The following is a 13172-nucleotide window of genomic DNA, read 5'->3' on the forward strand; positions in this document are numbered from 1 at the left end:
ACTCTAGTCAACCCAATATACGTTTAATTAAATTTTTCCATAAATCCGACATTTCATCTTCTACATTGTGATTGGTACTATTTTGATAGATTAGCTTCTCATAGTTTGCTGTTAGCTTAGCCATTTCATTTGTACCATACCAATTATCTATTCGGACAGCAAATTCTCTCAGTGTTTGATCTGGTTCTTTCTGGAACCCTTTCTTACTCAATAATTTCAATACGAAATGGAAGGCTTCTTGATATGTCGCTTCATCCTTTCGTTTGGTCATTTTTCGCTCTAATAAATAGGTTCTTATTTGATTTCTCTTCCAGTATACTAATCCGATTCCAATAAGGAGAATCACTGCTAGAATAATCCCATGAACTATTGTAAATCCAATCTTTTGATCATCTGCTTTAGCAGCTGGGCTAAATGCCTCATCAGCCTCTTGTTCTGGCACTTCTAACTCTTGTTCTGGTGTTTGTGGTTCTGCTTCAGGTGCTTCTAGTACATCATCTTGTGTGGATGTATCAACAGCATAACTATTTGGTGCATTGAAGCCCTGTGTTGGCTCAAATGGTACCCATCCAATTCCTTCAAAATATACTTCTACCCATGAATGGGCATTGGCATTGGTTACTTGATATAGATTATTACCTTCCTCATCAACATTGTCGCCTATTTTTTCACCACTAGTAAATCCTTTTACCCACCTAGCTGGAATGTCTAGTGTACGAAGCATAACAACCATGGAAGTAGAGAAATTATCACAATATCCTACCTTTGTTTCAAACAAAAATTGATCTACATAATCTTGATCTTCCTCAGGAACAGCAACATCACTAATTTGGTAAACAAATCCATTAGCACCAAAATATCGTTCAATTGCACGGACTTTGTCATACTGATTATCGTGATTCGCTGTAATTTCTTCTGCTAGTACTTGGACCCTATTTGGCAAAGTGGATGGTAGACGAGTGTATTTCTCTAGTAAATCTTCATCTGCCGGTGTACCACTCTCCCTCATCTGATCGATAGGGTATGATGGCTTGTCATATATAATCTTATAATCAGACAGAACTACAGTACTATCATTTATTTCTGTTCTAATTTCACCTGTAGCATCATTTAGCTTCAAGGACACATTCTCATCAGAAGGTGTTACTTGATTAATTCCATACGGATAAAGTAGTTTCGAAATATACGCTCGTTCATCAAAATCTAGCCTCAACTGTCTTTCTTCTGTCACGACGTCTGAGGTGAAGGTTTCAAAGTTAATCATTCCATCCTCTTGTTCCTCAAATTCCTTCCGCTTTGAATTAAGCCAACCCTTCCCTGTATAAAGATCCTTGGATTCTACACGGAAATAATTGTCCTCCTTCATATAAGCTTTAAAGACTGGTGTATAATCTTGGACAAAGGATCCGCCAAGACTATCATCATTTTCACCATAACCAACCTTCTGAATTATTCCAACCCCACCAATCCCATTACCATTTACGACACCTTCTATAAACGGAACTGGATCAGCCCATTGTGGGTCAAGCTTTGGCGCTGCATAACCAACTACGGAAGATAATAATATAATGACTATTAATGGGAGAATCCAAAGTGGTCTCGTACCTAATCGATAGCTTTGTATATTCTCTTTTTGGATTTCCTTTAGAACATTCGCTAATCCTAAAGCTAAAAATGCAATAATGAATGTGCGTAAAATTGCCCAATCTGCGTTATATACAGTAAACGTATCTAACAGTGTGATATAAACAAACGTTAGAACACTGAATACCATAACCCGCTTTACTTGAACAAACCAATAGAAAATCAGATAGCTCATTAACCATATGATGAGTAAAAATAATAAGGTACGGAACATATTAGATAAATCAAACCATTGTCGCGATAGTAGAACTTGGATATTATAGGCAATCTCTGAATAGAATTCCTTGAACCAGGTCATACTCCAAAAACTATTGGCAGAATACAATCCATTCAAAATAAAAACAATCCCAAATCCTTTTAAAATAAAGGATAGCCACCATTTAATTTGAATAAGGCTGATAAAGAAACAAAAAAACGTATAGATAATAAAGATGCCGATGAACGTCGTATCCGTTACTTGATCTACTGGATAAAGCCACTCTAGAAATAACAATAAACCAGCCAGATAAAGAATAGAGGTGTAAACAAAAGGTATATTCGTTCTATTTAGTTTCCTCATAATGCATTCACCTCGATTGGATCCATAACCAAATCTTTCTCGGTTAACAGACTAATGCCAACCCCTTCATTACGAAGCTCTTGGATAACACGATGTTCCTCCATGGAAATACGGCCCTCGGACTGAATATATAGAATCATAAGCTTCTTCTCTCTTAGCCCCATATGTTGAAGGGTATCTCTTACCATGTGATCCAGATGCGTTGTAACTAATATGACAAAGTAGCTATTCGTTATTTTTTGCATTTCTTCTTTTAGCTTCCTAGCAAATGGATAGTTCAAACGTGGCTGTACTTGTGTTAAGTGCTTTCTGATTCCTTCCATTTTCGCAGGGTCATTTTTAACAGGGAAAAATACCGTATCCTCCCCAATCGATAGAAACCCAACTTGAGAGGCTTGTCTTCTTATCGTTTCCATTAAAGACATACTCGCCTCAATAGTGGCTTCATAAGCAAGTAAATTCATGCCATGATAGTAGCAATTATCTAAAATAATTAGCGTATCTGTACTTTTTTCCTGTTCAAATTCCTTGGTCATGACATCATTTTTCCTAGCTGTTTGTTTCCAATCGATCCAGGAAAATTTATCACCTGGCGTATATTCACGAACGCCAGTTGCAACGTTTGTATTTTTTAGATTTAAGGAAAAGGATGAAATCGAGCCTTGCTCATAGCTGTTTATCTTTTCAACTAAATGAATATTCCTTGTAACGGGATATACGATTAACTCATTCGTTACGGGATAAACATACTCCTTTTTAATTAATCCAAATATGTCACCTGTCTTAACACGAACAGCAGGAAGAACGTGAACCCCTCTAGGTAGCTGATCGAGATCATAGGTAATAATAAATTCACGCTTAAACCAAGGGAAAATAATCTTTTTCATTTGACGGTTTTGATACAATTTATTCGGTTGGTCCATATATTGGTATTTAGCATGCCGAATATCCATTCGATTTAACGACTCAGGAAACACTTCCTCAACGATGACATAGTAAATGGGAAAGGGGATTTTACGTTTTATTTGGATAGAAGCCGTAATGCGGTCCCCTGTGGCAACAACATGCTTAAACATATTCCTCTCCACACTCCAACGGGAAATCGGATAAAACAGTAAACCCACTAAATAAAGGAAGATTGGTAGAAAGCTATAAAATAGGAACCAACTCGTAAATCCCCCTTGAAACATCGCATAAGCAAAAAGTATGACAAATAGGAATAAGATAAATAGACCATTACGTACTAAACGAAAAGCTGGTTTCATTACCTAAAATTCCTTTCGAATTGGTACAAATGTTTGTTTGACTACCTGCTCCACTATTTGTCTTGCTGTTTTCCCGTCATATTTCGCTTCAGAAGTTAAGATAATCCGGTGTGTCAGTACATATGGAGCTAAATACTTCACATCATCAGGAAGAACAAAATCCCTACCATTGATATATGCGTAAGCTTTCGCTGCCCTCATCAAGGCAATTGACCCACGTGGACTAACTCCTAGAAAAATATCATCATGGTTTCTCGTCTCACGGACAAGATTAACAATATATTGTTGAACATTTTTCTCTATATAAACCTGGCGAACTTCTTCTTGGATTAAAACTAATTCTTCTTTTGACATGACAGGTGAAATTGTTTCAATGGGGTGCTCTTTGGATATTCTTTCTAGCATTTCCAATTCGTTCTCTAAAGATGGATATCCCATCGTTAGTTTCAAAATAAAACGATCTAATTGAGCTTCTGGTAGTGGATATGTTCCTTCATATTCTATCGGGTTCTGTGTTGCCATTACGAAAAAAGGCTTTTGCAGCGGAATTGTTTTTCCATCAACCGTAACGCTTTTTTCTTCCATGCCTTCTAAAAGTGCAGACTGTGTCTTCGGTGATGTACGATTGATTTCATCCGCTAATACAATATTGCCTAAAATAGGTCCACCACGAAACTCAAATTCCATTTCTTTTGGATTATAGATTGAAACACCGGTTACATCAGAAGGTAATAAATCTGGGGTAAATTGTATTCTTTTAAAATCACAATCTAGTGATTTAGCTAATGTACGAACTAACATTGTTTTTCCAACACCAGGCACATCTTCAAGTAGAACATGGCCCTCAGCAAGTAAAGCTACCAAACTTAAAACAGCTACGTCTTCTTTTCCAATCATTACTTTATTAATATTTTCGATGACTTTTCCTACTTTTTCGTTATACACAATCGTCTCCTGCATCCACTAACGCCCCTCTGCATAAATTACTTTTCCTTTTAACTATACTAAAAATCAAGTACTTAGTAAAAGGATACTTAAAATACATTATTTTCAAAAAATATGATTTGTAAACTATTAATATTTAGTTAAGACCTTATGTTTACAATAAGTTACTATACCTATATACACGTGTAAAACTTGTATCAAACCTGGATTTTGGGAAGTAATCATAATGAAATAAAAAAGGACAAGGTTTAGACATAAGGAATAAAGCAAAGTAAAAACTAAACTGTTCTAATTAGTGTACCAGCCCTGCTCCGGATATATACTTTGCTTTCTGCGGAGGGCTGGTGAGCCTCCTTAGATTTATCGATCCTGTGGCGGCTCGCCGATGCCTTTCCTCCCGCTGGAGTCTCCATATATTTAAGGAGCTAGTATGAGCTTTGTTCTGTTTTTATTAGCTTAACCTCATTTATGCCCTTGCCTTGTCCTATTATTTATATACGTGGTGCTTTGCCTTCTTCGCTTAATTCTTTTAAGAAAGGGTTTTCGGAAATATCAATCCATAGTGATGTTTGTTCTAGTTGATGTGCTAATTGCAGTAGACGGTGTTCTTCACCCTTTGTTGCCATAACTTGTACTCCTAATGGTAAGCCTTGTTCTGATAAATAAACCGGTATTGAAATCGCCGGTTGTCCTGTCAAGTTTGCTAGTTGAGTAAATGGTGTGTAAGTTAAACTTGATAGAAACATCTCATAAATGAGCTCCTGCTGACCCGATTTATCTAATGTCATAATTCGCTCTCTAAGTTCAGCTTGCTTTTCCTCGGAGTGTGTAAGTTCTCCAACTTTCGGAGCTGTGTATGCCGTAGCTGGTGTGATAAAGAAATCATACTCGCTATGAAGCTTTGTCATTTGTTCTGCAGCTACATCCCAGGAAGCAAGACTGGCAGAAAATTCAGCAGCTGTTACAGACTTACCAGCAACACTTAATAACCAAGATTCAATTTCCATATCATCAGCAGTAAGCTCCCTACCAAATGCTGCTTCCAACTCTAGGACTAAAGATGCCATCTCTCCACTATTCATTAAATAGTAATTCCGCATTAACTGTATGCCATCCACTCCATTTTCTTTTTCTTCTACATAATGTCCTTCACTCTCAAGCCATGAAACAACCTGTTTTACCGCAATTTTTGCATCCTCTGATACTGGTGTTCCGACAGGCGATTTAGTAGAAAAAGCAATTCGTAATGGCTTTCCAAAAGGCTTATTCATTTCATCACGGAAGCTACCTGGAAAAAGTGGTGTCTGAAAGGCTGCCTCTGGTTGAACAATCTGAAGAATATCAAGTAATGCTGCACTATCCCTTACTGTTCTTGATAAAGCAAAATCAATGGACGCCCCTTGCCACTGACGACCTGCACCGGGACCAACCGGAGTACGTCCCCTAGTTGGCTTTAATCCAAATAGACCGGAAAATGATGCAGGGATACGAATCGATCCTCCACCATCACTAGCACCAGCCATCGGGAGAACTCCAGAGGCAATCGCAGCTGCAGTTCCTCCACTAGATCCTCCAGGAGAATGCTCTGTATTCCATGGGTTTCTTGATGGGCCGTACAATAACGGTTCGGAAATATTTTTCAGACCAAATTCCGGTGTATTTGTATGTCCTAAGAATATAAATCCCGATTGCTTGAGCTTATCAACTAGGTTTGAATTTTCTTTTGCAAAATTGGATCGCAATAGCCTAGATCCTGAAGTTATTGGCTCTCCCTTTAATCTTTGCGATATATTTTTAAGTAAAAACGGAACCCCATGGAACCCCTTGTCCTTAATCATTACATTTTCCACTTCTTGAAGTGCTTTTTCCTTCCGTTCATGAATAACTGCATTAAGTACCGGATTAACTTTTTCTAACTGCTCATAGCTCAGTTTGACAAGCTCTTTCGCTGTTACTTCCTTTTTACGAACTAAATCTGCCATTTCTGTTGCATCTAATGTTACATAGGTACGTAAATCCATTTTTCACACCTCAAATTTCATTATTTCTATCAGTTTATCATCAAAATGAAAAATATAAAATTTCAAGAGTTCCAAGTAATATCGAGACTACCTATTAACTAAGCTCCTCTTAACTAAAAGTAATAAAATAAAACACCCTTTCATAGTATGTTACGAATGTAGTGTCCAAAAAGTTATGGATACGTTCTCCACTATTTCTCAAAAACGTTGATTATTCATGTAAAATTACACCTTTCATCAACACTATAAAAGGAGGAAATCAGTTGTTTATAGAGAGACGTAATTTCATTGTATATACTATCGGATTATTGCTTACTGTCCTACTTGTTGGATGTGAAGATGAAAAAGCTAACCGTTCTTTCGAAGAAGATAAAGAAGAAAACAATATACCTATAGAGCCAATACCAGGTGGTTCTATAACCGGTGCGATATATTCAGCACCTGCCGGAATGTTTAATCCAATTTTTCATGACGATCCCTATGAAGCAAATATCCTGTCATTTACACACGAAAGTTTAGTAAGTCAAAATGAACGTCTGGAATATGTCCCGCAGCTAGCCAAAAGTTGGGAGTTAAATGACAATCAAACAGAATTAACCCTTCACCTTCAAGAAGGGGTTAAGTGGCATGACGGAGAGGAATTTACAGCAAGTGATGTTGTATTTACATATCAAGCAATTGCTGATCCAGATTACATAAATGCTGGTGGGATTCGAACCGCCTTTGTTAAGCCTCTACTAGGTTATGATGAATATGTTAATGGAGAAACAGATGAGCTTAAGGGGGTTGTTGCTAAAGGTAACTATATAGTAACGTTTAAATTCGCTGACCCGATTATAAATCCACTATATTTCGCAAGCTCTCCTATTATTCCTGAACATATTTTTAAAGATATACCAATAGATGATATGCCTAATGCGGAAGCGTCACTACTTCCAGGAAATGTAATCGGTACTGGACCGTTTCAACTTGCAGATATGGTAGAAGGAGAGGAATATACTTTAAAGCGCCATGATGAATACTGGCAAGGCACACCCTATCTTGAACAAATTGTTTGGCGTGTAGTTGCAAAACCAGTAATAGCTTCTCTACTAGAGAATGGAGAGATTGATTTTATCGGTAATCCTGATGGCATTTCTCCAACTGATTATGAAACCATAAATAAGTTAGAAAACATAGGTATAATCGAACAACCAGATTTCGGATACGAATTACTAGGTTTCAAGCATCACCACCAAACTGAAGAGGATGTTGAAAAAGGAGTACTAAATCCGGATAACTGGCAACCTAACAAAAAATTATCTGATCCAAAGGTACGGCAGGCGATTGCCTACGGGATTGACCGTGAAAAACTAATTAATGAATTATTAAACGGTCACGGTGAATTACTTAATTCACCAATTGCCAAACAATCTTGGGCGTATGATGAAAGTGTAACGGAATCTTATACTTTCGATTTGGAGAAAGCAAAGGACATATTACAGAGCTTAGGCTATGTCGATACAAATGATGATGGATTTCGTGAAGATCCCGATGGGAATGCTTGGGTACTAAATTTCGATTATCCTACTGGTAATAAAATTCGCGAACAAACAGCACCATTAATTGTCCAAATGCTAGAAGACATCGGAATTAAGGTTGAGCTTCGAAAACCTAAGGAAATGTTTACACTTATACAAGAATTAACGAACGATAACAATGATTTAGACTTATATTTATTAGGTTGGAACTTAACTAGTTCAGACCCAGACCCATCTAGTTTTTGGGAGACTATGGCTTCATATAATTTTTCACGATGGAATAATCCCGAATCCGATGAATTACTAAATCAAGCACGTAAGACTCCAGAAGCCTTTTCACAAGATTACCGTGCAAGTATTTATCGCAAGTGGCAAAAACTATACTCTGAAGACTTACCTGCCTTTATTCTTTATGCGCAAAATAGCCTCTGGGCTTACAACAATAGATTGCAGGGTGTGCAACCAATACCGTTTTCTATGTATAACAATACTCATCTATGGTGGGTTTCAGAAATGAAATAAATAGTTCTAAATATCGTTTTATTTTTATGTTGCTGGTTAGTATTCTTTCTATTTTCTCGACTTTAAATACTAACCAGCATTTTTTATAAGCTTTTAAAATATCTCCCATGTCACAGGAGTACCTTTTTTAATATCGCAATTCACTCGCTTTCCTAATAAAATCGGAAAATATTTAGGAGATAAACCATTGCCTGGTCGGATCGCCTTTAAATTTTGTTCTGTTAATAGATCCCCTTTTTTTAAATCCTCCACAACATATAAAGATCTACGGAATTTCAAGGATGCTTTCTCTACATCTGTAGGGCCATAATGAACCTTTCCGAGAGATTCCCATGCCTTTTTAGTCTCTGATACTAGTAACTTTAGCTCATCTGGTTCCATAGAGAAGCTAGCATCTACACCACCGTCTTCTCTTGATAAGGTAAGATGCTTTTCGATTAGTACAGCACCTAAGGCAACACTTGCAACAGCTACCCCACTGCCCAAAGTATGATCGGATAGCCCTACCTGACATTCAAATAATTCTTTCATATGAGGAATTGTTTTTATATTTGTATGAATAGGTGAGGCCGGATAGGTACTGGTGCATTTTAATAGAATAATATCCTCACACCCTACATCTTTTGCCGCGTTGACTGCTTCAAATATTTCTGGTGAAGTACACATCCCCGTTGAAATAATCATTGGTTTTTTCGTTTCAGCTACTCTTCTTATTAACGGTAAATCGGTACATTCGAAGGAAGCGATTTTATAACACGGTACACCAAGTGATTCAAGAAAATCGACTGCCGAGTTGTCAAATGGGGTACTAAAGGCTAAGATACCTAACTCTTTACATCGATTAAATATAGCCTTATGCCATTCCCAAGGTGTGTAAGCTTCTTGATACAGATTATACAACGATTTATTATTCCATATACTTGCTTCGTCACTTATTTTAAAGTCCTTTTCATTAAGATTTAATGTCATAGTATCAGGAGTATAGGTTTGTAGTTTAATAGCATGTGCACCTGCTTTTGCTGCTTCCTCAACGATTTGAAGCGCTCTATTAATAGATTGATTATGATTCCCAGAAAGTTCAGCCACAATAAAAGGTGGATACCCATTGCCAACAAAATGATTCCCAAGCTTTATTGGACTCATATCAGCCCTCCTCTTTTTGCATTAATCTATACCTAATGCCTTCCCACTTTGATTGAAATAATGCCAATTGCAACACATCAATATAGTTATTTTCCTTCTTAATATGATCAACTAATCTTCCTTCATATTCAAAGCCTAGCTTTTTGTGGAACTGGAAACTAACCTTATTAGTTGATAAAACCTGTGCACAGACTTTATACAAATTCATCTCATTAAAGGCTTTATTTAAGGCAAGTATTCCTAATATAGTACCTGATCCCTTTGGTGCTTCTTTATCTCCTATATAAAATCCCCATTCACATCGATTATGTTCTTTACTTATTTCTTGTAAGCTTACTACACCTATTGGTTTCCCTTTATAAGTTACCACATATACCTCTTTATCTGTGTTTTCTTTAATACTTTTGAACCAGCGAAGGTGATTCTCCCATGTAATATTATGATTGGAATTCATTACATTTTTTACCCTGGGGGAATTCCGCCACTCCAACACTTGTTTTAGATTATCTTCCTTTATGTCTCTTAGCTCAAAATCTCTAATTTCTAACATTATCCTCTTCCCCTATAAGAAGTTTTACTACTGGGTTCTCAGTAGTTAACATATAATCATTTTTAAACAAATTAATTCTCTCTATCATCCGGTGAACAATCGATGGTTCGGCTAATAGTCTGTTCAGTGCGGCAGCTATTTGCTTAACCGATACCAATTCACCTCGCCCTAGATGATAGATAACACCAGACTGTAACAAATGGTTAAGGACCTCGTGCTGATTATCCGCGGTTTCAATCGTGATAGAAGGAAGACCCATAGCAATTCTCTCCCAAGTCGTAACACCACCTGCCCCTATTGCTAAATCAGCCTTCAGCATCAAAGGAGCTAAAGAAGAAACTTGTGGATAAAGCCTAATACCGTCGAGATGACCAAAATGTTCTAGAATAAAAGGTTTATCCGGATTTGAACTCCCTATCACAACGTCGTAAAGAATTTCCTTTTTCCTTACCATGGTTATTGCCTGAAGAACCTTCTTCGTCTCTCCTGTAGGATCGCTTCCTCCAAATGAAATAAGTATCCTTTTTACAGTGTGAGAGCGAGGTACAGTTTGACTACGCAGATATACTTTATCTAGTAATCGATAGGATGGTCCTAATAATTGAACAGCATGCTTAGGTAATAGTCCATCATAGCGATTTTCCATATTTGCTAGTAAGTTCTGATCAAGTAATAGCTCACAATCATGATTTCGATTGGCTAAATCGTCAATAACCATTATTTTCTTTACCCGTTGACGCATCCTTTGCTCCCAATGAAAATCCAGCCCGTAATGATCCACTACGAGCCAGTCAATCCCTTCCATATCCTTCATTCTCTCTATACACTGTGCTATATCTATCTCCCAATAGCGCTTATACCAGTCTAACTGACTTAACTTTGAGTCTAATTTTGGCAGAGCAATTACGGAAGAGGTGAGCTCCTTCATCTCTTCTAGTAAATTACCAGGTAAATTGCGACTCATAAAGGTTACCTTTACACTTCTTTCAAGTAATTCAGTTGCTAATATTAGACATCTCTTTACATGACCAGTACCTAGTTGACTTGATGCGTCCACTCGAAATACGACATGCATTAACTATCCGTCCTTTTGCTTAACATCTTTATTTATCAACATCCAATCCGGATTATTTGCTAATAATCGGACTACATCTTCCATTGTAAAAAGGGGATTATTTGGATATAACTCGGTAATAATCTTCTTAATAAGTTGGAAATCTTCTTTCGTATCGACCGTCCAGCGATGATTGCTGTAGTCCGTATTATTAAAGACATTAAAAGTTGAGAAGTGATTTCGAATATACGTTGTGACATGCTCTCTCTCTAATGGTGATTTGGCTTCATAATTAGCTCTTTCCAATGCATCCATAGAAAACACCTCTGTGTCCATACCTCTCGGAAAAGACCGTTTAATCGTATTCGAACAATAGGAAGTGCCTTCTTTTAAATAATCTATTATGACACGATCTATTACATCCGAATCTATAATTGGACAATCTCCGGTTAATCTAACTATTGTACTAGCAGAGAACTGCTTTGCCGCTTCATAATATCTCCCTAGAACATCCGCTTCATCGCCACGATAATAAGGAATTGAATTAGCTTCACACCAATAGATAATAGCATCATCTTTTACATTTTTACTTGTTGCAATAATCACTTGATTAAGAGCTTTTGACTGTTTCACACGTTCCACTTGATAGTTAATGATAGGCTTACCAAGTATTGGTTTTAATACCTTACCAGGCAATCTTGTTGAACCCATTCGAGCTTGAATGATCGCTAAAATCATAGCTACACCTCATAATAGGAAATGACTTTTTTTACAGCAGAAATGACATCCTCCACATCAGACGGATTCATTTTCGGAAAAAGTGGTAGTGTGATAATGGTTTTATAAATGGCTTCAGCGTGAGGACAAAGTCCTTTTTGATATCCTAGTTTTTGATAATAAGGATGGAAATAAACAGGGATGTAGTGGACATTCACACCAATATTCTCTTCAATTAACGCCTTAAATATAGCTGGACGGTTATCGCGTAGTTTGGACAAATCTAGTCTTATCACGTACAAGTGCCAGCTAGACTCTCTATCGTCATGAATTTTGGGTAGAATTATTGGATCTAATGTTTGGAAGGCTTCTGTATAAGTAGTTGCAATCGCTTTACGCTTTAGTAGATAGTCCTCTAATTTAGCTAGTTGACTAATACCTAATGCAGCTTGGATATCCGTCATTCGATAATTATATCCAAGCTCATGCATTTCGTAATACCATGGTTCATTATGACTCGTTAATAAGTGCTGATCTCTTGTAATACCATGACTACGGAATAAGATTAGTTTTTTATAATAGAATTTATCATTAGTTGTAATGATGCCGCCCTCCCCAGTAGTTATATGCTTAACAGGGTGAAAGCTAAACATCGTCATATCAGCAATAGATCCTACCTTATCTCCATGATAGGTAGCACCAAGCGCATGAGCTGCATCTGCAATCACAACTAAACCATTTTCTTTTGCAATTCTCATAATCTCTTGATAATCAACCGGGTTTCCAGTATAGTCTACTGGAATAATTGCTTTAGTCTTATGATTAATTTTTGTGGTTAGTTGTTCCGGGGATATTAAATAAGATTCTGGATCAATATCAACAAACACTGGCTTTGCACCGCAATAAAGAATACTATTAGCAGTTGCGGCAAAAGTCATAGGAGTAGTTAGCACCTCATCACCGGAAGTAATTCCCGCTGCAAAACAGGCAGCATGCAGAGCTGCTGTTCCATTAGAAAATGCTACCGCATAGTTGGTTCCAACGTAATCTGCAATCTCCCTTTCAAATGCCGTAATATGCGGACCAGTGGTCAACCAATCTCCTTTTAAGACATGAATAACTGCTTGAATATCTGATTCATCAACCCATTGACTACCATAAGGTAAATACATATCTCGTACTGGTTTCCCACCATAGATTGCTAATTTTTCACTTTTTGCCATCAAGTACAC

General features: G+C 37.2%; 10 protein-coding genes. 1 reads left to right on the forward strand and 9 read right to left on the reverse strand.

Translation table 11 applies throughout. The annotated features are described in order from the left end of the window. Positions 1 to 7 precede the first annotated feature (7 nt). From KGF86_RS13500 to KGF86_RS13515, 4 genes are all read right to left on the reverse strand, one after another. Positions 8 to 2203, reverse strand: coding sequence for a transglutaminase-like domain-containing protein (locus KGF86_RS13500; protein WP_211742182.1), 2196 nt, complete (start codon positions 2201 to 2203; stop codon positions 8 to 10). Next, positions 2200 to 3468, reverse strand: coding sequence for a DUF58 domain-containing protein (locus KGF86_RS13505; RefSeq protein WP_211742183.1), 1269 nt, complete (start codon positions 3466 to 3468; stop codon positions 2200 to 2202). The genes KGF86_RS13500 and KGF86_RS13505 overlap by 4 nt, the downstream gene beginning before the upstream one ends. Positions 3469 to 3471: 3 nt before the next feature. Beyond that, complete coding sequence (locus tag KGF86_RS13510; RefSeq protein ID WP_211742184.1) at positions 3472 to 4428, reverse strand: AAA family ATPase; 957 nt, start codon at positions 4426 to 4428, stop codon at positions 3472 to 3474. Between the two features lie 476 nt (positions 4429 to 4904). After that, positions 4905 to 6434 carry an amidase gene (locus KGF86_RS13515; protein ID WP_211742185.1) on the reverse strand — a complete coding sequence of 510 codons (1530 nt, stop codon included), beginning with the start codon at positions 6432 to 6434 and terminating at the stop codon, positions 4905 to 4907. A gap of 263 nt (positions 6435 to 6697) precedes the next feature. Between KGF86_RS13515 and KGF86_RS13520 the strand changes: the two genes are divergently transcribed. Then, on the forward strand, positions 6698 to 8476 hold the full coding sequence (locus KGF86_RS13520) for an ABC transporter substrate-binding protein (protein ID WP_246521558.1): 1779 nt from the start codon (positions 6698 to 6700) through the stop codon (positions 8474 to 8476). Positions 8477 to 8569: 93 nt separating this feature from the next. Here the strand turns inward: KGF86_RS13520 and pseI are convergent, their stop codons facing one another. The 5 genes from pseI to pseC are packed head-to-tail and all read right to left on the reverse strand — an operon-like array spanning position 8570 to position 13163. Further along, entirely contained in the window at positions 8570 to 9619 is a 1050-nt protein-coding gene (gene pseI, locus KGF86_RS13525; RefSeq protein WP_211742186.1) for a pseudaminic acid synthase, read from the reverse strand. Position 9620: 1 nt separating this feature from the next. Continuing rightward, complete coding sequence (pseH, locus tag KGF86_RS13530) at positions 9621 to 10169, reverse strand: UDP-4-amino-4,6-dideoxy-N-acetyl-beta-L-altrosamine N-acetyltransferase (RefSeq protein ID WP_211742187.1); 549 nt, start codon at positions 10167 to 10169, stop codon at positions 9621 to 9623. Continuing rightward, positions 10156 to 11244 carry a UDP-2,4-diacetamido-2,4,6-trideoxy-beta-L-altropyranose hydrolase gene (pseG, locus tag KGF86_RS13535; RefSeq protein ID WP_211742188.1) on the reverse strand — a complete coding sequence of 363 codons (1089 nt, stop codon included), beginning with the start codon at positions 11242 to 11244 and terminating at the stop codon, positions 10156 to 10158. The genes pseH and pseG overlap by 14 nt, the downstream gene beginning before the upstream one ends. A 3-nt stretch (positions 11245 to 11247) precedes the next feature. Further along, a complete protein-coding gene (locus KGF86_RS13540; RefSeq protein WP_211742189.1) occupies positions 11248 to 11961 on the reverse strand; it encodes a cytidylyltransferase domain-containing protein in 714 nt (237 codons plus the stop codon). A gap of 2 nt (positions 11962 to 11963) precedes the next feature. Beyond that, positions 11964 to 13163, reverse strand: a complete 1200-nt coding sequence (gene pseC, locus KGF86_RS13545) for a UDP-4-amino-4,6-dideoxy-N-acetyl-beta-L-altrosamine transaminase (RefSeq protein ID WP_211742190.1) — start codon at positions 13161 to 13163, stop codon at positions 11964 to 11966. Positions 13164 to 13172: the final 9 nt, after the last annotated feature.

It is taken from the genome of Ornithinibacillus massiliensis (assembly GCF_018310345.1).
Taxonomy (GTDB): domain Bacteria; phylum Bacillota; class Bacilli; order Bacillales; family Amphibacillaceae; genus Ornithinibacillus; species Ornithinibacillus massiliensis.